Source organism: Pseudomonas sp. NPDC077451, assembly GCF_044543345.1.
In the GTDB taxonomy this organism is placed as follows: domain Bacteria; phylum Pseudomonadota; class Gammaproteobacteria; order Pseudomonadales; family Pseudomonadaceae; genus Stutzerimonas.
Genome location: NZ_JBITVX010000002.1, coordinates 551,269 through 574,886, shown reverse-complemented (window position 1 = coordinate 574,886; position 23,618 = coordinate 551,269). Strand labels below are relative to the sequence as shown.

The window sequence follows — 23,618 nt, the reverse complement described above, 5'->3', positions numbered from 1 at the left end:
GCGGCAGACCGCACGGGCCTGCCGGGTTGATCGTTTGTGGGTTGGGTCAAAGCAGCCAGGTCGAAATGGCTGGGAAGTAGAGCAGCAGGCCGAGTACCGCAATCTGGATGACGATGAAGGGCACCATCGAGCGAAAGATGTCGGTCAGTGTGATATCGGGCGGCGCCACGCTTTTGAGATAGAACGCCGCAGGCCCGAACGGGGGCGAGATGTAGGACACCTGCATGCTCACCGCGAAGAGGATGCCGAACCACACCGGGTCGTAGCCGAGTTCTACAACGATGGGCACGAAGATCGGCAGGCAGAGCATGGCAATGCCGATCCAGTCGAGGAACATGCCCAGCAAGAGGAAGATCAGCATCATCACCAGCACGATGACGAAAGGTGCAACCTCAAGGCCGGTGATCGCCGACGAGACGAAACGGTTGCCGCCCATGAGGTTGTAAACCCCGACCAGGCAGGCTGCGCCAATGCCGATCCAGACGATCATGCCGCAGGTTTCGAGGGTCTGGGTCAGGCTTTCCTGCAGCAACTTGATGCTGAATTCACCGCGTACCAGCACCGCCAGCAGTACACCCATCGCGCCCATGGCTGCCGCTTCGGTCACCGAGGCGATGCCGGCGTAGATACTGCCGAGCACCAGTCCGGCGATGGCAATCGGAAAGAACATGCCTTTGAAGGCTTCGCCAAGGGTAAGCCGCGGCAGGCTGGAGTCTTTTTCCAGATGAGCACCGCCCATGTGCGGATAACGCATGCACATCACCACCACATAGAGCATGTAGCTGCCCATCAGCAGCGCCGCGGGAACAATCGCTGCCTTGAACAGATCAGCGATGGAGACACTGGCAATCAGGCCGTAAATGATGAGTACGATGGATGGCGGCACCATGGTACCCAGCGAACCGCCGGCGCAGACCACACCGATGGCGATGCGCTTGTCGTAGCCCAGCCGCAGCATTTGCGGCAACGCCAGCACACCGAGCAGGACAATTTCGCCACCAATGATTCCGGAGATGGCAGCGAGAAAGAACGCCACCACGATGGTCTGCACCGCCACCCCACCCGGGAGCCGCCCGGCGAAAAAGCGCATGGCGTTGAACAGATCCCGCGCCAGCCCTGACCGGTCCAGCAAGCCGGCCATAAACACAAACATCGGCACCGCCACCAACGAATATTCAGTGATGAAACCGAACAGGCGGCTGGCCACTAGCGGCACGGCCACCGGGCCGAACCAGCCTAAGGTGAAGCCGGCAGCGACCAGGCCGGTGACGAATGCCAGCGGCAGTCCCAGCACCAGCAGCGCGAAGATCGCGAAGATCATCAGGTAGGTTGCGATCTCAATACTCATGGCTTGCCATCCCCATCGAGACGCGCACGCCGGTGAGTCGCGATTCGCACCACTTGCTGCACCGCCATCAGCGCGATGGAGACCAGCACGACTATCTTGGTGAATGCAGGCAAAGGCTGGTTCCAGGACGATCCCGAGGTCTCCAGCCGCCAGCTGCCATCGGGCGCGTGGGTGGCGTTGTAGGCCAGCACCCAGGCGGCATAGCCGATCGCCAGGCAGAACAGGATGCCCAGCGCCAGGTTCAGCAATTCGAGCCAGCTGCGCTTACGGGGTGAAAGGCGGTCGAGCAGGATGCGTATCTGGATGTGCCGGTTGGTCGCCAATGCATAGGGTCCGCCCAAGGCAAAGATGGCCGCGACGAGGAAGGTCGTGGTCTCGTGCGCCCATTCAGTGGGCGAGTTGAAGCCGTAGCGCATGACAACTTCAAACACACTGACCAGCATGGCGATGAACACCAGCCAGGCAATGACCTGACCGCCACGTCGAATGCCACGATCAAGCATGCCCTGGCCCGGCTCTGGGGCGCAGACATCCAGATGATCGTCAGACGAAGATTGAGTTTTTTCCCAGCGAAACTCCTCGGACTCTCCGACATGGGCCGGAAAGTCTTTGGTTACTCGGAGATTGGATGGCCGGCTTGCGCGGCTCAGAGCATGCCCTTGTCCTGCAGGTAGCCCTGCATGGAATCCACCGCCTCCTTCGCCTGGGGGCTGCGGTCACGCCAGCGCGACCATTCGTCCCGCGCGGACTGGCGAAACTTCTTCACCTCATCCTCGGGAAGCGAGGTCAGCGTCACATCGCCTTTCTGCCTGGCCAATGCAACCTGCTCCTCGTCTTTCTTCTGCAGATCAGTGACCAGTTGCTCGGTAAAGGCATCGACCGAGTCTTCGAGGATCTTCTGTTGCTCAGGCGACAGGTCATCCCATAGCGCCTTGTTAACCGAGATGTCCTTCATCGGCATCGAGTGGAAGCCGGGATAGACGGCGACGGCGCGTACTTGTGGTAGCCCTGCTGGTAATTGGTGGAAAACACCGTGTAGTCGGCTGCATCAATCACGCCTTTTTCCAGCCCGGTATAGACCTCGGAGGTCGGCAGGTTCACCGGCGCTGCACCGACCAGCTTGAAGATATTCGAAACCATGCCTTCCGGCGCTCGCACTTTCAGGCCTTTGAGGTCGTCGAGGGTTTCGATCTTGCGCTTGCTGATCAGGGACTCCGCGCCCACAGCGCCAGCACGGATAAGGTGAACGTTGTACGGCTCCACCAGACGGTTGTAACCCGCCTCGCCGCCAGCGTTGCGCATGTAATCCAAGAACGGTGCCGGGCCGCTCCAGGCACCGACCATGTTGCCGTATACCGCGAACGCAGGATTTTTACCGGAGAAATAGCCAGGATCGGTGATGTGGCCCTGAATGATGCCGGCTCCGACCGCATCCAGTGTCTCGTTGTTACCGACAATGGTGCCGGTTGGCAGAACCTCTACGGTGATTTCACCATTGGTTTTCTCGCCGACGCTTTTTGCCCACTCCTGAGCGATGCGATATTCGTCATCGCCGGCGTTGACGTTGATCTGGAATTTCCATTCCTGCTTGGCAAAGGCACTGCCGGACGCGAGGATCAAAGTGGCTGCGAGACCGAACCCGAAACGCTGGATATTAAATTGCATAAAGGCTTCTCCGATTATTTTTATTAGGCACCGTCACGATCGAGGCGCTAGCCACCGGAAGCAGCAGAGCAGCGCTCTCGTTGTTTTGAAGCCTAGAGAGACAAGACATCATCAACAAATATATATTTCAGCACTACCGATACACGAATGGATATACCTGATGAAGCCAATCAACAGTAACTGGTTTGTCCGGGCACGGCTCAAGAACCGTCATATCCCGTTGCTAGCCGCTCTCGGTGATACCGGTAACCTTAATCGTGCTGCCGCCGGCCTGGGCATTTCCCAACCGGCAATCTCGAAGCTTCTGAAGGAGCTGGAAGACGGGCTGGGCGTTGAGCTGTTCGAACGACATGCCCGCGGCGTAGTCCCGACGCTGTATGGCGAAGCGATGATTCGCCACGCCAAGCGCATGCTTAATACGTTGGATAGAGCCTACAGTGAGGTCGATGCGCTGCGTCACGGGCAACAGGGCCATGTGCGCATCGGCACCATCCTGACGCCCTGCGCAGAGCTGCTGCCAGAGGTGATCCGACGCGCCAAGCTTGGTTTCCCAGAGTTGGAAGTCACCATCCGCACCGGCTCAAGCCGCGATTTGCTGACGATCCTGGACGATGGCGAGTTGGACTTTCTGGTCGCGCGCTTTTTTGCCAGCAGTCAGCAAGTCGACTTGCACTTCGAGCCTTTGGCCAAGGAGCCCTTGCAGATCTGTGCCCGCGCCGGGCTGATCAAAAGCCCTATGTCTCGCGCGCAACTGAACGCCGCTGACTGGGTGCTACCCCCAGTCGGCAGTGTGTTGCGACAGGAGTTTGATGCGCTGTTCCAGCGCGTCGGCATGCGTCCGCCACGAAAGGTCGTGAATGCGGAGAACTTGCTGATGGTGACCACGTTGGTCGAGAAGGACGACATGCTGACCGTCCTGCCACGCGATGTGCTAGCGCACTATGCGCGCTACGGCATGTTGGAGGAGATCGAGGTCGATGCGAGCATCGACGCCGATCTGAACCAAGGGCTGATGGCCTACGGCATTATCACCAAGACCCCGCAGCAACTTTCGCCAGCAGCCGCCAGCGTGCTGGAACTGCTGCGCGATACCGCGCAGCAGATGGGGCTAGGTCACGGAGCGGCACAGCGTTAGTCGAGCGAGCCGCTCCACCCATCAGAGCGCCGCGTCGGTGGTTTCACCATCCACCAAGCGCTTAATACCCAGCGGGTTGGTGTTCTTCAGCGCGTCCGGCAGCAGCGCATCCGGGAAGTTTTGATAGCAGACCGGGCGCAGGAAGCGGTCGATCGCCAAGGTGCCGACTGACGTACCCCGGGCATCCGAGGTGGCAGGATAAGGCCCGCCATGAACCATGGCATCACAGACTTCCACCCCGGTCGGATAGCCATTGAGCAGTATCCGTCCGGCCTTCTGCTCCAGCAGCGCTACCAGATCGGCGGCGTCCGCCAGGTCAGTAGGTTCGGCGATGAGCGTCGCGGTGAGCTGGCCATGCAAGCCTGACAGCGCGCGCATCAGCTCAGCCTTGTCATTCACTTCCACCACAACGGTGGTCGGGCCGAACACCTCCTCCTGCAACAGCGGATCCCCCTCGATCAGCAGCTTTGCGTCAGCCTTGAACAGTTGCGGCTGCGCCTGGCTGCCCTGCTGGTCCTGGCCGGCAAGATGGCTGATCCCCGGATGGCTTTGCAAATGCTGGACGCCCTTGCCGTAGCTGCTGAGCGTGCCCGCATTGAGCATCGTCTGCGCCGGTTGCTCGTTCATGAAGCCGACCAGCCGCTGCAGAAACTCGCTGAACTCCGGCGAGCGAACACCAATGACCAGACCCGGGTTGGTACAGAACTGGCCGCAGCCCATCACCACCGATGCGGTCAGCTCGTTAGCAATAACATCGCCGCGGCTCTTGAGCGCATCAGGCATCAGCACCACAGGGTTGATGCTGGACATCTCGGCAAAGACCGGGATCGGCTGCGGACGCGCGGCGGCCATGTCACAGAGTGCACGACCGCCGCGTAGCGAACCGGTGAAACCTACCGCCTGAATGAGCGGATGCTTGACCAGCCACTCACCGACACCGCCGCCGTAGATCATGTTGAACACACCCTTGGGCATGCCGGTTTTCTCCGCCGCGCGAATCACTGCATCAGCTACGCATTCAGCCGTCACCATATGGCCGCTATGGGCCTTGAATACCACCGGGCAACCGGCTGCCAACGCAGAGGCGGTGTCGCCACCGGCAGTCGAAAACGCCAATGGGAAGTTGCTCGCGCCGAATACCGCAACCGGCCCCAGCCCCATGCGGCACTGGCGAAGATCAGGGCGTGGCAGCGGCTTGCGTTCTGGCAGCGCTCGGTCGATTCGTGCGCCCAGAAAGTCTCCGCGGCGCAGCACCTTGGCAAACAGCCGCATCTGCCCGCTGGTACGGCCACGCTCACCCTGGATTCGACCTGCTGGCAATGCTGTCTCGCGGCAGACCAGCGCAACGAAGTCATCGCCCAATGAATCCAGCTCGTCGGCAATAGCATCGAGGAAGTCGGCTCGCCTGCCCGCAGGAAGCGCTCGGTACTCTGGATAAGCGCTGGCTGCCGCTTGCGCTGCGGCATTCACTTCGTCTTCGGTCGCCTGATGAAATTCATACGGCAATGCTTCGCCGGTGCTGGCGTCGACGCTCTGGACGACAATCGAACCCTGCGCGCTGCGGGCCCCGGCTATGTAGTTCTGACCGCTGATGTTCGGCATGGAATTGTTCCTCTGATGATGTGGTTCATGAGGCTTCGCCCAGTCCGCCTAAGAGCGAAGAGTTTGAAACGTAAAACCCAGCGCGTAGGTGCGCCGGGGCGTTGCGGCCAGTCACTAGCCATGCGGATGTCAGAGTGGCTTCACGCCGCCCGGGGAAATACCCGAACGGCAAATGCTGATGCCGTTGCGCAGTGGTGCGCCAAACTCATCCAGGCTGACCTCAAACTGATCGCCCGCCTGGGCTTTGATTCCGTCAGCGAACGAAAGCGTCGCCGTCCCGAAAAAATGCACGTGAACATCACCGGGACGCAGGAACTGTGCATATTTGAAATGGTGATACTCAAGGTTTTCCAGCGTGTGACACATGTTTTCCTCGCCGGACAGAAACTCTTTCTCCCACAGCACCTGGTCGCCTCGGCGAATGCGACTGACTCCAGCCAAGTGCGCCGGCAATGGCCCTATCCGCAACTCGGGACCAAACGAACAGTAGCGCAACTTCGAGTGCGCAAGATAAAGGTAGTTCTTGCGCTCAAGCACGTGATCCGAGAACTCGTTGCCCAAGGCAAAGCCCAAGCGGTACGGCTGACCGTCATCCCCGATCACATAGAGGCCGGTTAGCTCGGGCTCTTCGCCGTAGTCCTCGGCAAAATCAGGCGCCGGGAAGTCCGCACCGGGACGCACCACAATGCTGCCGTCTCCCTTGTAGAACCATTCAGGCTGGGCACCAACGTTGCCTGACTTCGGGCGACCGCCTTGCATACCCCAGCGGAACATCTGCATCGAATCGGTGAGTTTGGCTTCGTCCTGCTCGCCCTGTTGATGCATTTTGTCGCGAGTCGCGGCACTGCCCATGTGGGTCAGACCCGTGCCGCTGACCAGGCAATGGGCAGTATCTTCATGGTCGAGCGGCGGCAGCACCCGCCCTGCGTCGAGCAGCTCGCGGTACAAAGGACCGGCTTCGCGTGCCTGGGACTGGACGTGCTCAGCGAGGCTGCGATGCTCGCGGATGGCCGCCAAAGCCAACTCGCGCGTGCTGGTGACGCCAGTTAGGACCTCGATCCGCTCGTCGGCTACCAGCCCCACGTGCCTGCAACCCAGTTCGCTCTCGAATTGAATCAACCGCATGCGCACCTTCCTTTTATTGTGATGACGCCCAGCCTGATGGGGGTGTTGTTGCGATCACTTTAAAAACCGCGTCCGCTGGTGCCTAATGACGACTTCTGATTGAGCGATAACCTCCAGTCATCCCATGATTGCCGCCCTCCCCTCCATTGTTTCTCGTCTCAGGCTCAAGCAGCTGCGGTTACTGATTGCGCTGGATGAGCAGGGCTCGGTGCACCGCGCGGCCGAGCAGGTCTTCATCAGCCAACCTGGCGCGACCAAATCGCTGCATGAGATCGAAAATACCTTCGGAGCCGAGCTCTTCACCCGCAATAGCCAAGGACTGGTGCCCAACGATCTCGGCCGCTGCGTGATCCGCTACGCCCGGTTGATTCACAGCGACGTGGCGCACCTGCGCGAAGAAATGGTGGGAATTCTTCAGGGTCATGGCGGGCGGCTTTCCGTTGGAACCATCATGGGTGCCGTACCGATGCTGATGCGCGCACTCGGCCGGCTTAGGCGCAAGCAGCCGGAGCTTTCGGTCGAGATCGTCGAGGATACGAGCGCGCGGCTGCTGGGTCTGGTCGATCAGGGCCGGCTCGATCTGGCGATCTGCCGCAGCAGCGTCAGCCAGCGCCCGGACGCCTACGACTGTCTGACGCTACACCCAGAACAATTGACGGTCGTGGCCCACCCAGACCATCCGGCGCGCGTCGCCACGCTCGAACTGGCCGACCTTAGCATCTACCGTTGGGTGGTCTACCCAGCGAACATGCCCATGCGCCTGCTGCTCGAACGCGAGTTCAGTCAATGTGGGCTGGAATTCCCGCGTTACCCGGTCGAAACCGCCTCGACCTTCACCATGCTCAGCCTCTTGCAGGAGGATTCCGAACTGGTGGCCGTCATGCCATTGGCCGTGGCCGAATTCAGCGAGAGGTTCGGCATGATCCGCCGTTTGCCATTGAATCTGCAGTCACGCAGCGAGCCCTATGGCGTGATAGCCCGCCACGGCAGCACGCTGTCAGCAGCGGCGCAGCTGCTATTGGAAGAATTGCAGACCGAGCAGCTGTCGGTCTGATCGGTTCGCCGCTGGAGCAGGCTCAGGCCCGATCGTTATGCCCCAGATTTCGCTCCGGGTCGATCTGGTCCCGCACCCGCTGTTTCAAGATCTTGGCTTCAGGAAAGCCGCCGTCCAGCTTGCGCTCCCATATCTGCACACCGTCGCAGGTGATATGAAAGGTCCCGCCCGTTGCGGGCACGAGCGACACCTTGCCGAGGTCATCCGCAAAGGTTGAAAGCAGCTCCTGAGCCAGCCATGTCGCGCGCAGCATCCACTGGCACTGGGTGCAATAGGTGATCACAATTTCGGGCTTGGTATCGGCCATGTCGAGGCGCTCGGGTAGCTGACGGGACCCTATAATACCTGCCATTTCACGTCAGTCCGTCCGGTGTGCCTTCATGTCTCGTCTCCTCTTTCTGCTGATCCTGCTCGTCCCCCTGGCAGGCTTTGCCGAAACCCAGCCGCGCACTGGTCTGGTCCTTTCCGGCGGCGCAGCGAGGGGCCTGGCGCATATCGGCGTGCTTAAGGCGCTGGAAGAACAAGGCGTGCAGATCGATGCGATTGCTGGCACCAGTATGGGGGCTGTAATCGGCGGCCTGTATGCCGCTGGCTACAGTGTCGATGAACTTGAAAAACTGGCACTCGAACTGGACTGGCAGCAAGTGCTTTCCGATGATCCTCCGCGCGAGGACATCCCCTTCCGGCGCAAGCAGGACGACAGGGACTTTCTGGTCAAACGCAAGCTGAGCTTTCGCGACGATGGCAGCCTCGGCCTTCCGCTTGGTGTGATCCAGGGGCAGAACCTGGCACTGCTGCTCGAACGGCTGTTGGTTCATGCCAGTGACATCCGTGACTTCGACCGTTTGCCAATCCCGTTCCGCGCTGTGGCGACCGATATCGCCAATGACAAGAAGGTCATTTTCCGTAGCGGCCACCTACCCCAGGCCATCCGCGCCAGCATGTCGATCCCAGCCGTCTTTGCCCCGGTCGAAATAGATGGCCGGCTACTGGTCGATGGCGGGATGGTCGACAACGTTCCGATGGATGTCGCTCGCGACATGGGTGTAGACCGTCTGATCGTAGTGGACATCGGCACGCCACTGCTGCCGCGCGAACAGCTGCTGACCGTCGTCGATGTGCTCAACCAGTCGATCACCATGATGACCCGGCGCAACTCCGAAGCGCAGCTGGCCACCCTTAGACCGGAAGACCTGCTGGTGCAGCCGATGCTGGCGGCGTTTGGGTCGACCGATTTCGGACGAGCCGAACAGCTGATCGATGCGGGCTATCGTGCTGCCGATGCGCTGGGTGGTCGGCTGGCTACCATGCGCAGCGAAAGCGGCGGCAACCTTTCGCTGAGCCTCGCCCGCTCGGCCGAACCGCGCACTCCGCTGATTACCGCCGTTCGCATCGAGAACGATTCCAAGGTCGGCGATGCAGTGATACGCCGACACATCCGCCAGCAGATCGGCAAGCGGCTGGACGTGCAAGACCTGCAAAAGGACATGGGCACGCTGTACGGACTCGATTACTTCGAACAGGTCGAGTACCGAATCGCCCACGGTAAACCCGGCAATACGCTGGTCGTCACAGCCCGAGAAAAGCGCTCCGGCACCGATTACTTGCGTCTTGGAATCAATCTTTCTGATGATTTTCGCGGTGACAGCGCATTCAACATCGGCGCAAGCTTCCGCAAGAACGGCATCAACGAACTGGGTGCCGAGTGGCTGACGCGCCTGCAACTGGGCGATCGTCAAGAATTCTTCAGTGAGTTCTACCAGCCGTTAGACGCTGGCTCCCGCTGGTTCGTCGCGCCGAACCTCATTGCGCAAGCGCAGAACGTCGAGGCTATCCTGAATAACGACCCTATCGCCGAATACCGCCTGCAGCGCTATGGCTATGGGCTAAGCCTGGGTCGACAGATTGCCAATAACGGCGAAATCCGCTTTGGTGTGGGGCAAGCCTGGGGTGAGGCTGATGTTCGCGTCGGTGACCAGCAACTGCCAGACTTCTCATTCGAGGAAGGTTACTACCAGCTGCGGTATTCGTTCGACACGGTGGACGACGTCGACTTCCCTCGTGAGGGCGAGGACATCGGACTTACCCTTCGCCAGTACGATCCTAGTCTGGGCTCCGATAGGCGCTATCGTCAGTGGGAGTTTCGCCTGGACAAGGCCTTCAGCTTCGGCCTGGATACGTTGGTATTTGGCGGACGCTACGGACGAACACTGGATGATGCCGAGATCGTCACCTCAAGCTTTCTGCTCGGCGGCGCGCGGCAATTGTCGGGGTTCCGGCAAGACGCCCTGTCCGGCCAGAACATCAGTCTGGCACGCATGATTTATTACCGCCGAATGACACCCCGCTCGTTTCTGCCCCTGGATTTCCCGCTCTATCTGGGTGCGTCACTGGAACGTGGGCGCGCCTGGAACAATGACAACGCGTTCGATAGCGGCTATATCAACGCAGGCAGCATCTTTATCGGCTACGAGACACCGCTGGGGCCGCTGAATTTCAGCTACGGCCTGAACGACGAAGCTGAGCGCGCCCTGTATCTGAATCTGGGGCGAAGTTTCTGATCGGTGCGCCGTCTCTAACCCTGCTCCGTTAGGCGATCATTGCAAGCAACTCGTTGACCTGCTGCCGCTGCGCTTCATCTCCCTCAGTCGCGAGGGTTTCGAGAATGATGCAAGCATTCTCCATGTCGCCCTGCTTGATATACGCAACCGCCTGGTTGAGACGGACCAGGTGTTCGGGATTCGGCTCGAGCTGGCGAAGTTCTTCCGCTGTCGGTTTCGATTCGACCGGTTCCGCATTGCCGAGCAACGATGTCAGCTCGCCAAGCGTAAGTGCCTCATCGAAACCATCGATCAATGGCTGGGCGGGGTACGCCTGTCCGGCTTCCACCGCTGAAGTTTGCGGGACGGGTTCAGATCCAGAGTCCGGAAAGTCTGCCGCCAGTGACTCGTCCAGAACAAAGGTGATATCCGGATCCAGGAACGGTTCAGACGCTGCTGGTTTGGCGATAGAAACCGCCGAAGCCAGCGCGGGATGCAACGCGAGCAGCTGATCGAGCTGTGCACGCTCGCCCCCCGCCTGCAGATAGGCGTCGGCAGCCACGCAATAGCTGGCGACGTTGCCGACCTCAGCAAGAAGCCCGAGATGGCGAAGGCGAATATCGAGTTGTGTCGGCGCCCGCTCGATTCCGCGCGACAGCACGTCAATCGCTTCATCGCGGCGGCCATAGGTGATGTAGATATTTGCCGCTTCAAGCACGTCGGTCTCGCTGACAGATGCATGCGCGGGCTGGCGAGGCATTTCCGGCGCAGCCACGACGGCCACCGGCGGCACGCGCGTCGGCTGGGGAGCGGCAACGGCAACGGGCACCGCATCTGGATATTTGGGTTCGGATTTTTTGCGGCGACTGAACCACAGGCCACCCAACAACATGGAAATCAACACTCCGCCGCCGGGCAACGTCCAGTCCTGCCAGCGAAACGACGAAACAGCCTCGGCTGGGCTCGCCTCAGCTGGCGGCAGCACGATCGGCTGACCCTCCGGCATTATCGCTGGTGCCGATTGCTCCACAGCTGGCGAAGCAACCGCCTGCGGCCGCCCCTGCTCCACTAATTGTGCAGTAACGGCTTCAAGCTGAAGCCGCATGTCGATCAGCATTTGCTTGAGCTGCTGATTCTCTTCACGGCTGGCGGCCAGCTCTTCGAACAGCTGACGACGCAACATGGCTACCTGATCGTCAACGAGTGTCGGATCGGCAGGCGCCGGTGAAGTTGGCTTGCCATCGGCTGTCAGCTGGCCCTGCGTGGTGGTCTCGGCCATCGGCGCTGGCGAAGCGGGCTCTACGAACTCTGCAGCGGCTTGTATGGCTGCATCTGGCAACAGCAGCTCAGCCCCCGCTTTGAGACGCGCCGCATTACCATCGGCAAAGGCATCGGGATTCAAGGCCTGAATGTCGCGCATGAATTGCGCCTGTGACGCTCGGGTGCGACCTGCGTAGGCGTCGGCGATAGCCCACAGGCTCTCACCGCTAGCCACCCGGTGACGCTTCCCCTGCGACGCTTGCGGCAGCTCGGCAGGCGGCACGAAACGCGCTGGTTCGACACGCGCCGGGCGAGCATCGGCTTGCGGATTACTCACGACGAAACTGCTCGAAACCTCGGACGAACTTGGCATCGGATCAAGCAGAACCGTGTACTCACGGAGCATCCGGCTCTTCGCCCGGGTGATCTCGACCAGGAAGTTGAGATAAGGCTCGCGGACGGGCTTATTGGTCGCAACGCGGATCCGGCTCCGGTTACCGTCGATCACCGGCGTGAAGCGCAGATCCTGCAAAAACGCCAGCCGCTCGACGCCCACACGCGCAAAATCTGCGTTGGAAGCCAACACCACACGGATGTCATCGACGCCCAGATCGCCTACGTCCAATAGGTCGATTTCGGCACTCAGCGGTTGATTCAGGGCAGAGTTGAGCGTGATGTCGCCCATACCTAAGGCGGAAACCATGCCCGAATAGATCAGCGAGCCAGAGGCCACCGTAAACAAGACTCGACGACCGAGTGCCATGAAACCTCCGCAGGTGGCGTTCGGCGTGTTTCTTCGCCGGTCCACGGTTCGATTACTGAACTGTGACGCGGTTATCGACTGATGCGGAAGAAATTAGAGGCAGTTCGTCGGCGTGCGCGCGAAGGCATTGTGCCATCATTTGCAAAACATAGCCTAGCGTCAAAAGACAAAAGGCAGCTGATGGCAGTGCCTGAAATCGGGCGGCCTACACACGCGCTTTAAAATCTTGCGTGGCCACCTGGCGAGCCAACCTAGCCATGGCCAGACCGTACGCAGGCCTATGCGCAGGCCTATGCGCAGGCCTATGCGCAGGAACGTATGGCAGGGCTGCCTTAACGCTTGGCTTTTACAAGGTTCGCCAAGATGCGTTCATGTACTTGCTGGCACTTACGCAGATCTTCTTCGTCGATTCCGTCGAAGAGTTCGTGGCGAACCTGAGTGGAAATCGCCTCGATTCTTTGGATGAGCGGGCGCGCTGGGGCACCTAGCGTAATGAGTTTGGCGCGGCGATCACCGGGAGCCGGCTGGCGATGGACTAGACCTTGTGCTTCGAGACTGTCCAGTAGCCTCGCCAACGTTGGCCCTTCGACTGCAACACTTTGTGCAAGCTCCCGTTGTGTAGGGTCGTGGTCGAATCGGGCCAGATGCAGTAGAACCAACCATCGCGCCTGAGAAAGGTCGAGGTCTGCTAGACGGCGGTCCAGCTCGGCGCGCCAGCCACGCGAAAGTTGAGCCAACTGCATGGCGAAGCGATGTTGGTCGGGATACATGGAGCGGTCTTTCCGGAAAAACTAATTATTAGCGAGCTAACCACAGCTCCGAGAGGCTGGCAAGGCTACCATCGGCCCGGTACGTAACCCTGTATTGCGGTGCACCTCGCTAGCCCGTACAGCGAACAAGCGCAGCGGCAATACGCCGCACCCCTGAGGGTGACCGCTAGAGCTCGAATTCGGCTTGCAACGATGCTCGTACGCAGAACAAGACCGGCTCGGGGACTCGTCCGGCAAACTGTTCAGCAACGGCCGCAACCGGAGGTAATTCCCCCTCGCCATCAAGGAAGGCTTCCTGGATCTCCCCGAGCAACTCCTCTGGCAGGTCCAGCGCCTGCTCAAGGCTCAACTGCTGCTGGCCTATGGCTTCGGCAAGCATGGCGTAGACGTTCTTTTCGCTGCAATCGAGTTGCCGTGCGATCTGCGCCGGCGTCATGCCCGCGCGGGCCAGAGTGATCAGTTCGTGGCGAACATCGGCTGGCGATTTGGCCGCTGGTGCCGTGCCTTGCAGCACTTCAAGAAACGCTTGGCCGTAACGGTCGAGCTTGCGTGCGCCGACGCCGCTGATGCGCGCCATATCGCTGAGTGTGCCAGGCTGGCTGCGAAGCATCTCCAGAAGCGTCGCGTCCGGGAAAATGACGTAAGGCGGCACACCATGCTCCTCAGCCAGTTTACGGCGTAGGGTGCGCAGTGCTTCCCAGGTCTCACGCTCTTCGCTGCGCACCAGCTGACTCGCTGCGCTCGCGGCGGACTTCGGCGCCTTGGTGGACAGCTCTCGACGCAGCTCCAGGGCGACCTCGCCCCGGAGCAAAGTACGGCAGCTGTCGCTGAGGCGAAGGCCACCGAAACCTTCCAGATCGACGTCGGCCAGCCCGCGGGCGACCAGCTGGCGAAACAGTGATCGCCACTCCCCTTCGGACAATGCCTTGCCTACGCCGAATACTGACAAGTGCTGATGACCGAGGCTGCGGATCTTTTCGTTGTCTCGACCAAGGAGGATATCGACCAGGTGACCAACACCGTAGCGCTGGCCGCTGCGGTAGATCGCCGACAGGGCTTGTCGCGCCGGCTCGGTGGCATCCCATGTCTGCACGCCGTCGACACAATTGTCGCAATGCCCGCAGGGCTCCGGCATATCCTCATCGAAGTACGCCAGCAGCACCTGACGACGGCAACGAGTTTCCTCACAAAGCGAGAGCATCGCGTCGAGTTTGTGCTGCTCGATGCGCTTGTGTCGCTCGTCGCCTTCGGAATTGTTGAGCATCTGCTTGAGGAAGATTACGTCTTGCAGCCCGTATGCCATCCAGGCGTCGGCGGGCAAACCATCGCGACCCGCGCGGCCGGTTTCCTGGTAATAGGCCTCCAGCGATTTCGGCAGATCCAGATGAGCAACGAAACGCACGTTGGGCTTGTCGATGCCCATGCCGAATGCGATGGTCGCAACCATGATCAGGCCTTCCTCATTGAGAAAGCGCCTCTGGTGAAATGCCCGAAGATCATTCGGCAGACCGGCATGGTAGGGCAACGCCGGAAAGCCCTGCTCGGTAAGAAAGGCGGCGATGTCATCAACCTTCTTGCGCGACATGCAATAGATGATTCCGGCGTCACCGCGGCGCTCAGCAAGGAACGCCATGAGCTGCTTGCGAGGCTGTTCCTTCGGCACGATGCGATAGAAGATGTTTGGCCGATCGAAACTTGAAAGGAATCGCTCGGCATTCCCCAGATGCAAGCGCTGGACGATTTCTTCCCGCGTTCGCTTGTCGGCCGTGGCAGTCAGCGCAATTCGTGGGACGCTGGGGAAAAATTCAGCCAGCTGGCCGAGCTGCAGGTACTCAGGACGAAAATCATGCCCCCACTGTGATACGCAGTGCGCCTCATCGATGGCAAACAAACCGATCTGCAAGCGCTGCAAGAACGCCAGCATGCGTGGCTGAACCAGCCGCTCGGGCGCGAGATAAAGCATCTTGATTTCGTTACGGCGCAAACGGTCGGCAATGTCGCGCTGCTGTTCGGGCGTCAAGGTCGAGTTGAGCGCAGCCGCCGCAACGCCCAGTTCCTCGAGCGTAGCCACCTGATCGTCCATCAACGCGATCAGCGGCGACACCACTACGGCCAAGCCGTCGCGAAGCAACGCCGGCACCTGATAACAGAGCGATTTACCGCCGCCGGTCGGCATCAGCACCAGCGCATCGTCGCCGTCGGCCACGCGCTGGATGATCGCACCCTGGTTGCCACGAAACGCGTCGTAGCCGAATACATCTTTTAGAATGCGCTGTGCCTGATCGAGCATGCCGGTCTCCGAAACAAGACGCGCGAGTATACGCGACACAGCCGTCCGGTTCAGGCAGAACACTGCTCCTGCGATAGTTGGGTGTCCCACGGCGGTACGGCGGAACTCCGGGCGAAATTTTCAATCAGTCGAAGACGCAGTGGCAGGAAATGCCCGCAGCCGCCGCAGCGTCAAAGCGCGCGGTAGCCTGAGGCCTGCGGCTCGTCTAGAATCAGCGCTGTTTTCTCTCCAAGGTAGCCATCGATGTCCTTCGCCGAGCAACTCGCCCGCCTGCAAGTGTTTCTGGATGCAGATGATCTGCACGAAGAAGCCCTCGATTACATCGCCGCCCATGGCTATCTCACCGCCTTGTGCATCTGTTCGGAGCAAGTGCCGGAACGCGAATGGATCGACGCGCTGTTTGCCGAGCCGCCAAAATATGCGGACGACACCGAGCGCGAAGCCATCGAGGCGACGCTGATCCAGCTCAAGGCACACATTGCACGGCAACTGGCCAGTGATGAAGACATGGAGCTCCCCTGCGAACTCGACATGGGCGACGAGCCTGACGAATCCGACCTGCGCGGCTGGTGCATCGGCTTCATGGAAGGCGTGTTCATGCGCGAGTCGGTGTGGTTCGAAGATTCCGAAGAGGAAGTCAGCGAGCTGCTGTTGCCGATCATGGTCGGATCAGGTCTTTTCGACGAGCAACCCGAATTCAGCGATATCGCCACAGATCCGAACCTGGTCGCGGAGATGGTCGAGCAGATTCCAGAGATCCTTACGGCGCTGTACCTGATCTGTCACGCACCTGAAGAGAAGCCCGCACTTCTCAAACCTCGCAAGCACTGACGCCGGATAGCCTCTTGGCTCACCGCGATATTCCAACGTATCGCAATCCAGTAGCACGTTATGTGCTGCTGGTGATCGGTTGGTTAAGCGTCACGCTCGGCATCATCGGAATCTTCCTGCCGGTCCTGCCAACCACGCCTTTTCTTCTTCTTGCTGCTGCCTGCTTCGTCCGTAGCTCTCGTCGTTTCTACGACTGGCTCGTGACACACCCCCGGCTAGGTCCTTGGTTCTGCGATTACCTGGAAGGTAAAGGCATTCCACTCAAGGGCAAGGTTTACGCTATTACGACCATGTGGATCAGCATCGGCGTCTCCTGCTGGCTGGTACCGATGTTCTGGGCGCGTATCGGCATGCTGACCAGCGCAACGCTGGTCAGCCTCTATATCCTCCGCATGAAAACGATCCCTGCCCGTTGAGAAACCTCAGCCCTCACGGCCATGATTACGCTGGTAGGTTTCTTGGCCCATCGCATCTATCTGCGCCTCGATCAAGGCTTCAAACGGACGAAGCAATCTATCGAACCGCCCTTCGCCCTCCAGTATGTTCAACGCCGTGACAATGGCTTCGAGGGTTGAAAGCGCACCTGGCGCCGGCGCCTTCCGCAAGCGGTAACGGGAGACGAGCCCCGTGGGCAGTGAAACGCGAGGCAAGGTCGCCAGCTCGGGATTGAGATGAAGCATTTTGCGCGCCTTTCGCCACGTGCCATCCGGGACGACCAGTCGCAACGGTTTCTCACCCTGCGCCAGGCTTTCCAGCGGAATGGCACCCTCCCCGGGAAATAGCAGATAGTTGTCACGCTCATCGGCTGGAACGCTGACGACTTCGCCCACCACCAGCTTTGCACTGCGCAGCCCCAAGGCGGCCAATCGAGCCGTGTTGAGCGCATGCGCGGTTTCGCTGGGGTGCTGCAGGATAAGCACCTGCGTCTCGCTAGTCAGCGAGGGGATCAACGGGCACAAACAGTGGCTGGAAGGCCGCTGACAGTACGGGCATTGCGGACGGGACATGACTTCTCCTGTGGTCGACGAAGTCTGCCATATCGCACGCAACGGCAGGCTATGCTGGTCCCACTCACTGAAAACTGGGAGGCAGTCGCCAATGATCACGCTCCACCATCTGGAAAACTCTCGCTCGCAACGTGTGCTGTGGCTGCTAGAGGAGCTGCAGCTACCCTACGAAATCAAGCGTTACGCCCGGGACCCGAAAACCATGCTGGCGCCGCCCGAGCTGAAGCAGGTGCACCCGCTGGGCAAATCCCCTGTGATTACTGACGGCGACCTCACCCTCGCCGAGTCCGCAGCCATTCTGGAGTATTTGGTCGAACGCTACGGCGAAGGCCGGCTAGCGCCCACTGCCGGCACCCCAGAATACCTTCGTTTTCGTTATTGGATGCATTACGCGGAGGGCTCGGCAATGCCGCCCCTGCTGCTACGACTGGTCTTCGATCGCGTCGCCAACGGACCGATGCCATTTTTCATCCGGCCCGTGACCCGAGCGATCGCCAAAGGGGCCAATCAAGCGTTCATCGGCCCGCAGCTCAAGCTGCATCTGGACTACATGGAAAGCGAGTTATCCAAGACGCAATGGTTCGCGGGCGAAGATTTTACCGTAGCGGACATTCAGATGAACTTTCCGCTAGAAGCCGCTCAGGCGCGCGCAGGCCTGGACGCGAGTCGGCCAAACCTGACGGCATTCTTGAAGCGTATAAGAGAGCGACCCGCTTATCAGCGCGCCGTTGAAAAAGGTGGTCCGGTGATGCCGGGGCGCTAGAGCTACCGCGCCCGGCCCGCCGAGGTCAGCGACGCTGGGCCGCTGCTTTGTCTCGTTGCGCTCGTACCGGGATCGGCTGCAAACGAGGCGGTTCGACAAACCCAAGCGCCACTGCCAGATTCCAGCACACACTATTGAGCAATGCTTTCATGACTAACCCCTCCTGCTTGATACGGGTTTTTGGTGGAGCCCTGGGACTTCGAGATCAGCATAACTCAACAATCGCAACATAACCTGCAAGAGGTGTTGCAGAGTATTCAGCCAACGCGCCGTTCGTCCGGCTCTTATGAATAGCGACCCGCACTGTCCGAAAGCGTTCGCCTGGCGCGACTACTGGGCAGTCTGCATCTTGCGACGATAGGGAAAGACATCGATCACCTTGCCGTCGCTGATTGCCTGCTGCAGGCCCTTCCAATAGTTAGCGTCGTAGAGCTCTCCATGCAGCTTCGCGAACAGCCGGCGCTGCCCGATATCGGCAAACAAAAAGCGAGGGAACTCCTCCGGGAACACATCGTTGGGCCCTACGGAATACCAGGGCTCAGATGCCATTTCATCTTCGGGGTATCGAGGCTCGGGTATGTAGCGGAAATTGACCTCGGTGAGAAAGCATATCTCGTCGTAATCGTAGAACACGACGCGGCCATGGCGGGTCACACCGAAGTTCTTCAGCAGCATGTCTCCGGGGAAGATGTTGGCAGCCGCCAGTTGTTTGATAGCCAGCCCGTAGTCTTCCAACGCTTCATGGACCTGCTGTTCGCTTGCGTTTTCCACGTACAGGTTCAACGGGGTCATTCGCCGCTCGGTCCAGCAGTGACGCACCAGTACCGTATCGCCTTGGACCTCGACCGTAGAGGGTGCAACCTCAAGCAATTCAGCGAGGCACTCTGGTTCGAATTTAGCTTTTGGAAAGCGGAAATCGGCGAACTCCTGCGTGTCCGCCATGCGCCCTACCCGGTCGACACTTTTCACCAAGCGGTACTTTTCCACCACCGTCGCGCGGTTAACGTTCTTGGTATGGGAAAAGCGATCCTTGATGATCTTGAACACGGTATTGAAGCCAGGCAGCGTGAACACGCTCATCACCATCCCGCGCACGCCGGGCGCCATGATGAAGCGGTCGTCAGTGCTAGCCAGATGGTTAATCAGCGCCCGGTAGAACTCCGATTTACCGTGTTTGTAGAAGCCGATCGAGGTATAGAGCTCGGCGATGTGCTTGCCGGGCATGATCTGCTTGAGAAAGCCGATGAACTCCGCCGGGATAGAAACTTCCACCATGAAGTACGAGCGGGTGAAGGAGAAGATGATCGAAACTTCCGCCTCATCGGTAATCAGGGCATCGGCAACCAATCCATCGCCTTCCCGGTGCAACAGCGGGATCACCAGCGGCCATTGCTCGTCGCAGGTGAAGATGCGCCCCACAAGATATGCGCCTTTGTTGCGATACAGCACCGAGGTGAAGAGCTCGACGACGAGTTCCGGATCCTTGCAGACCCAATCGGGTAAGGACACCTGCAGCTGAGTCTCGAGCCGCTGCAAATCTCCTTCCCGATCAGCGTAGGGCACGTCGAACGCAAAGTCGCTGAGAATCTGTTCGAGCACACCGTGCAGATCACCACTGGGTTGGTAGCGCCGCGTCTGCGCCATCCGCTGGGCGCGGTTAGCCGGCCGCGTGGTGTGGATGAACATGGTGCTGTCATTGATGCAGTCATGGCTGAACAAGGTACAGAAGATCGAGTTGTACCAAGTTTCCGAAAGCTCATCGTCAAAGCGTGGATTGATCAGTCCAATGTATTCATCCTTGACCTGTGGCCAACGGTTCACGTCGAGCAGAACCCCTGGTTCCACAGCAGAGCGCAAGGCTGCCGCTGTCTCGCTGACCTTTTCTTCGTACAGGTTGATACGCGCTGCCGATGCACGCTGGGCATCTTGCCACCGGGCTTGCTCGAAGCGTGCCCGGGCGCCCTCAGTGATCAACCTGAACTGTTCGCGGTAGTCATCGAAGCCCTGAAGGATCTGCTGGGCGATCTCGAGGTTCGGCGAATGCTGCGCCATATCATTTATCCCGCTGCATGAAAGCGTCGAGCTTATCCACAGCAACTTCTCAATGAAAGCGAGTCAGCTCAACGGGCGTTTGAAAGCGAGTTTAGAGTTGTCAGGCGAGCCCGCCTCACCAACACTGACGACTCGACCGCCGGAGCTCTGCTATGCGACTTCTCGACCTGTTGCGTCTGCTCAGTCTTGCCGCAATCTGGGGTGCCAGCTTTCTCTTCATGCGGATCATCGCGCCGGAGCTTGGCACTTTCCCCACCGCTTTCTTCCGTGTGCTGTTCGCTTGCATTGGCCTGCTGGCGATTCTGGCGCTCATGCGGACCCGCTGGGATTTTCGCGGCAAACTAAAGCTGTGCCTGATCCTGGGCATGATCAACTCAGGCATTCCGTTCGCTCTCTATGCATTTGCGGCGCAATTCCTGCCGACTGGCTATTCGGCGATCTTCAATGCGACCACACCGATGATGGGCGTACTCATCGGCGCATTATTCTTCGCCGAAGCACTGACTGCAGCAAAACTGGTTGGCGTGCTGTTCGGCATGAGCGGCGTTGCATTGCTGACGCGCACCGGTCCTGTCGCATTCGACCTACAACTGCTAATCGGCGCACTCGCCTGCCTGGGTGCAACCGCGTGCTATGGATTTGGCGGCTTCCTGACCCGGCGCTGGATCAACCAACATGGCGGTCTGACTAGCGAACTGGTCGCCTTCGGAAGCCAGGTCGGCGCGGCACTATGTTTGCTGCCGCTGTTCGCTATTTCTTTGCTGACAGCACCGCCTGTTTCCTGGGGCGGCAGCACCGTCTGGCTAAGCCTTGCTGGCCTCGGCATCGTTTGCACGGCCTTTGCCTACATCCTCTACTTCCGCCTGCTTGCCGATATCGGTCCGGTTCGAACGCTGACGGTGACGTTCATCATTCCGCCGTTTGGGGTGCTATGGGGAGCTCTGTTTCTGGGCGAACCGCTGGACTGGGCCTACGCCTACGGTGGCGCGCTGATCGCCGTGGCGCTCTGGCTCGTGCTGAAACAGGCACCATCCCCAGTTGAGACTGCGCCCCAACCCCAACGCGGCTAGACGGGTTTGGCGCCGCGCGCCTGGCCTCTGGTGGCTGCGCCAGGCTGCAACACATCCCGGCGCAGGGCGGATTACTGCTGTAGCTCTTGCTCGCCGAACATATCGGAGAACAGCATGGACGACAGGTAACGCTCACCTGAGTCGGGCAGGATCACCACGATGTTCTTGCCCTGCATTTCCGGCTTTTCGGCCAGACGGACCGCCGCCGCCATCGCAGCACCGCAGGAGATCCCACAGAGGATGCCTTCTTCGCGCATCAGGCGCAGCGCCATGGCCTTTGACTCATCATCATCGACACGCTCGACCTGATCGACGATCGACAAATCCAGATTCTTCGGCACAAAGCCGGCACCGATCCCCTGAATCTTGTGCGGACTCGGTTTGACCTCTTCGCCCGCCAGGGTCTGGCTGATTACAGGGGAGCTGACCGGCTCCACCGCAACGCTCAGGATCTGCTTGCCCTTAGTGTTCTTGATATAGCGCGACACGCCAGTGATGGTGCCACCTGTTCCCACGCCCGCCACCAGCACGTCGATACTGCCTTCGGTGTCGTTCCAGATTTCCGGCCCGGTGGTTTTTTCGTGAATGGCAGGGTTAGACGGATTTTCGAACTGTTGAGGCATGAAATAGTTGTCAGGATCGGATGCTGCAATCTCGGCGGCTTTCTCGATCGCGCCTTTCATGCCTTTTGCCGGTTCAGTGAGCACAAGCTCAGCGCCGAGCGCCTTCAATACCTTGCGGCGCTCCAGACTCATCGAGGCCGGCATGGTCAGCATCAGCTTGTAGCCACGCGCCGCGGCAACGAAGGCCAAGCCAATGCCCGTGTTCCCAGAGGTCGGCTCAACCAGCGTCATACCTGGCTTCAGACGTCCCTTTTCTTCGGCATCCCAGATCATCGCCGCGCCGATCCGGCACTTGACTGAATAAGCCGGGTTTCGACCCTCGATCTTGGCCATGATGCTGACGCCCTTAGGCCCCAGACGGTTGATCATTACCAGTGGCGTGTTGCCGATGGTTTGCGCGTTGTCAGCGAAGATGCGGCTCATGACGGTATCCCTGCGATGAAAAACCAAGACTGATCAGCCTAAGCGCAGTCTCTCGACTCGTCCAGCCGAACTCATAGTTGGCGACAAGGGTCCATCCAGAAGCAGAGCCGCCCATGTTTCCGCTCGATCAGGCCTCCAATGAAGACACGTTATCGCCGCCCGCTGTGGGTCTTGTTGTCACTTGCACTACTGGTAATGGTTATTCATCTGGCACTGCCCTACGTAGTACTTAACTACCTGAACGGCAAACTTGCGGATTTGGGAGACTACCGAGGCCACATCGAAGACGTCGACCTCGCCTGGTGGCGTGGCGCCTATCGGCTCGATAGTCTGGTGATTGACAAAAAAAACCAGCAAGTCCAGGCGCCGCTGTTTACCGCAAACGCTGTCGATATCGGTCTTAGTTGGCGGGCGCTGTGGAAAGATCAAGCGCTGGTTGGTGAAATCATTTTGGAACAGCCTCACCTGAACTTCGTCGACGGTGAGGAACAGGAAAGCTCGCAAACGGGCGATGGGGTCGATTGGCGTGATCGTCTCAATGGTTTGATGCCGTTTACGCTCAATGAACTGAAAGTCGTCGACGGGCAAGTCTCGTTTCGCAACTTCCAGGCGAACCCGCCCGTTCATGTCTATGCCAGCGCGATCGACGCCAGCCTCTTCAACCTGACCAAGACTGCGGATCAGAAGCAAGGGCGCGTCGCGCGATTCGAGGGCAAAGCACAGTTATTCAATCAGGCACCGATGGAAGCCAGTGCACAGTTCGATCCCTATACAGACTGGGAAGACTTCCAGTTCAGCTTGCGTGTTACAGACGTCGATCTGACCAAACTGAATGACTTCAGCAACGCCTACGGAAGCTTTGATTTCGCAGGCGGCACTGGCGATCTGGTGATTGAAGTCGAGGCCACCGACGCTCAGCTGGACGGCTATATCAAGCCGCTGCTGCGTAACGTCGAAGTATTCAACTTCGAGCAAGACGTTAAGAACGAAGACAAAGGTTTCTTTCGCGGTATCTGGGAAGCGGTTGTTGGCGGTGGTGAGGAAATGCTGCAGAACCAGCGCAAGGAACAATTCGCCACGCGCGTAGAGCTGGATGGCAGTACCAAGAACACCGACGTAAGCCCTTTCCAAGCATTCATCGCAATCCTGCGTAACGCCTTCGTAGAGGCCTTCTCGGCGCGCTTCGAGCGCTCGCTGGGTGAAAATGACGAGTAAGCGCGAACACCGACGGAAAGGTCGCCCATTCAGTGACTGAATGATCCGCTCACGTTCACACTCGGGCGCCCATCACTTATAG

At 59.5% G+C, this 23,618-nt stretch carries 20 protein-coding genes and 1 pseudogene; 8 read left to right on the top strand and 13 right to left on the bottom strand.

Features of this window, described 5'->3' with window-relative positions:
- Nucleotides 1–46: 46 nt before the first annotated feature.
- The 3 genes and pseudogenes from ACIGHL_RS06420 to dctP form a co-directional block, all read right to left on the bottom strand.
- The gene (locus ACIGHL_RS06420; protein WP_046164197.1) at nt 47–1,348 is read right to left on the bottom strand and encodes a TRAP transporter large permease; all 1,302 of its coding nucleotides are present in this window, start codon (nt 1,346–1,348) and stop codon (nt 47–49) included.
- A complete protein-coding gene (locus tag ACIGHL_RS06415) occupies nt 1,345–1,851 on the bottom strand; it encodes a TRAP transporter small permease subunit (protein ID WP_128120628.1) in 507 nt (168 codons plus the stop codon). The genes ACIGHL_RS06420 and ACIGHL_RS06415 overlap by 4 nt, the downstream gene beginning before the upstream one ends.
- Nucleotides 1,852–1,994: 143 nt before the next feature.
- Nucleotides 1,995–3,013, bottom strand: a pseudogene (gene dctP, locus ACIGHL_RS06410) (TRAP transporter substrate-binding protein DctP).
- Between the two features lie 160 nt (nt 3,014–3,173).
- Between dctP and ACIGHL_RS06405 the strand changes: the two are divergent.
- A complete protein-coding gene (locus ACIGHL_RS06405; protein WP_045428055.1) occupies nt 3,174–4,148 on the top strand; it encodes a LysR substrate-binding domain-containing protein in 975 nt (324 codons plus the stop codon).
- Between the two features lie 21 nt (nt 4,149–4,169).
- Here ACIGHL_RS06405 and ACIGHL_RS06400 read toward each other — a convergent pair whose 3' ends face one another.
- Both ACIGHL_RS06400 and araD1 read right to left on the bottom strand, forming a co-directional pair.
- Nucleotides 4,170–5,750 carry an aldehyde dehydrogenase (NADP(+)) gene (locus ACIGHL_RS06400; RefSeq protein WP_128120627.1) on the bottom strand — a complete coding sequence of 527 codons (1,581 nt, stop codon included), beginning with the start codon at nt 5,748–5,750 and terminating at the stop codon, nt 4,170–4,172.
- Between the two features lie 129 nt (nt 5,751–5,879).
- Entirely contained in the window at nt 5,880–6,875 is a 996-nt protein-coding gene (gene araD1, locus ACIGHL_RS06395) for an AraD1 family protein (RefSeq protein ID WP_128120626.1), read from the bottom strand.
- A 124-nt stretch (nt 6,876–6,999) separates the two neighbouring features.
- Between araD1 and ACIGHL_RS06390 the strand changes: the two genes are divergently transcribed.
- Nucleotides 7,000–7,929, top strand: coding sequence for a LysR family transcriptional regulator (locus ACIGHL_RS06390; protein WP_128120625.1), 930 nt, complete (start codon nt 7,000–7,002; stop codon nt 7,927–7,929).
- Nucleotides 7,930–7,951: 22 nt separating this feature from the next.
- Here the strand turns inward: ACIGHL_RS06390 and ACIGHL_RS06385 are convergent, their stop codons facing one another.
- Nucleotides 7,952–8,236: an Rdx family protein gene (locus ACIGHL_RS06385; RefSeq protein ID WP_046164204.1), complete on the bottom strand. Its 285-nt coding sequence runs from the start codon at nt 8,234–8,236 to the stop codon at nt 7,952–7,954.
- A gap of 73 nt (nt 8,237–8,309) precedes the next feature.
- Between ACIGHL_RS06385 and ACIGHL_RS06380 the strand changes: the two genes are divergently transcribed.
- Nucleotides 8,310–10,490, top strand: coding sequence for a patatin-like phospholipase family protein (locus ACIGHL_RS06380; protein ID WP_128120624.1), 2,181 nt, complete (start codon nt 8,310–8,312; stop codon nt 10,488–10,490).
- 28 nt (nt 10,491–10,518) lie between these two features.
- Here ACIGHL_RS06380 and ACIGHL_RS06375 read toward each other — a convergent pair whose 3' ends face one another.
- The 3 genes from ACIGHL_RS06375 to recQ form a co-directional block, all read right to left on the bottom strand.
- Nucleotides 10,519–12,492 (bottom strand): FimV/HubP family polar landmark protein, encoded by a 1,974-nt coding sequence (locus tag ACIGHL_RS06375; RefSeq protein ID WP_128120623.1) that lies wholly within the window; start codon nt 12,490–12,492, stop codon nt 10,519–10,521.
- A gap of 332 nt (nt 12,493–12,824) precedes the next feature.
- Nucleotides 12,825–13,262: a MarR family transcriptional regulator gene (locus tag ACIGHL_RS06370; protein ID WP_045428075.1), complete on the bottom strand. Its 438-nt coding sequence runs from the start codon at nt 13,260–13,262 to the stop codon at nt 12,825–12,827.
- Between the two features lie 166 nt (nt 13,263–13,428).
- Nucleotides 13,429–15,552: a DNA helicase RecQ gene (recQ, locus tag ACIGHL_RS06365; protein WP_128120622.1), complete on the bottom strand. Its 2,124-nt coding sequence runs from the start codon at nt 15,550–15,552 to the stop codon at nt 13,429–13,431.
- A 243-nt stretch (nt 15,553–15,795) separates the two neighbouring features.
- Here recQ and ACIGHL_RS06360 point away from each other — a divergent pair, with 243 nt between their 5' ends.
- Both ACIGHL_RS06360 and ACIGHL_RS06355 read left to right on the top strand, forming a co-directional pair.
- Nucleotides 15,796–16,383: a UPF0149 family protein gene (locus ACIGHL_RS06360; RefSeq protein ID WP_128120621.1), complete on the top strand. Its 588-nt coding sequence runs from the start codon at nt 15,796–15,798 to the stop codon at nt 16,381–16,383.
- A gap of 14 nt (nt 16,384–16,397) precedes the next feature.
- Nucleotides 16,398–16,799 (top strand): YbaN family protein, encoded by a 402-nt coding sequence (locus ACIGHL_RS06355; protein ID WP_128120620.1) that lies wholly within the window; start codon nt 16,398–16,400, stop codon nt 16,797–16,799.
- 6 nt (nt 16,800–16,805) lie between these two features.
- Here the strand turns inward: ACIGHL_RS06355 and ACIGHL_RS06350 are convergent, their stop codons facing one another.
- On the bottom strand, nt 16,806–17,390 hold the full coding sequence (locus tag ACIGHL_RS06350; RefSeq protein WP_128120619.1) for a tRNA-uridine aminocarboxypropyltransferase: 585 nt from the start codon (nt 17,388–17,390) through the stop codon (nt 16,806–16,808).
- A 91-nt stretch (nt 17,391–17,481) separates the two neighbouring features.
- On the opposite strand from ACIGHL_RS06350, the gene ACIGHL_RS06345 reads away from it, so the two are divergent.
- Complete coding sequence (locus tag ACIGHL_RS06345) at nt 17,482–18,153, top strand: glutathione S-transferase family protein (protein ID WP_128120618.1); 672 nt, start codon at nt 17,482–17,484, stop codon at nt 18,151–18,153.
- Between the two features lie 25 nt (nt 18,154–18,178).
- On the opposite strand, the gene ACIGHL_RS06340 is transcribed toward ACIGHL_RS06345, so the two are convergent.
- Both ACIGHL_RS06340 and aceK read right to left on the bottom strand, forming a co-directional pair.
- A complete protein-coding gene (locus ACIGHL_RS06340; RefSeq protein ID WP_256203908.1) occupies nt 18,179–18,304 on the bottom strand; it encodes a PA1414 family protein in 126 nt (41 codons plus the stop codon).
- A 179-nt stretch (nt 18,305–18,483) separates the two neighbouring features.
- Nucleotides 18,484–20,205 carry a bifunctional isocitrate dehydrogenase kinase/phosphatase gene (aceK, locus tag ACIGHL_RS06335; RefSeq protein WP_128120617.1) on the bottom strand — a complete coding sequence of 574 codons (1,722 nt, stop codon included), beginning with the start codon at nt 20,203–20,205 and terminating at the stop codon, nt 18,484–18,486.
- Nucleotides 20,206–20,357: 152 nt separating this feature from the next.
- On the opposite strand from aceK, the gene ACIGHL_RS06330 reads away from it, so the two are divergent.
- The gene (locus ACIGHL_RS06330; protein ID WP_128120616.1) at nt 20,358–21,275 is read left to right on the top strand and encodes a DMT family transporter; all 918 of its coding nucleotides are present in this window, start codon (nt 20,358–20,360) and stop codon (nt 21,273–21,275) included.
- Between the two features lie 71 nt (nt 21,276–21,346).
- Here ACIGHL_RS06330 and cysK read toward each other — a convergent pair whose 3' ends face one another.
- Entirely contained in the window at nt 21,347–22,321 is a 975-nt protein-coding gene (gene cysK, locus ACIGHL_RS06325) for a cysteine synthase A (RefSeq protein ID WP_045428091.1), read from the bottom strand.
- A 138-nt stretch (nt 22,322–22,459) separates the two neighbouring features.
- Here cysK and ACIGHL_RS06320 point away from each other — a divergent pair, with 138 nt between their 5' ends.
- Nucleotides 22,460–23,536 carry an AsmA family protein gene (locus tag ACIGHL_RS06320; protein ID WP_216706854.1) on the top strand — a complete coding sequence of 359 codons (1,077 nt, stop codon included), beginning with the start codon at nt 22,460–22,462 and terminating at the stop codon, nt 23,534–23,536.
- Nucleotides 23,537–23,618: the final 82 nt, after the last annotated feature.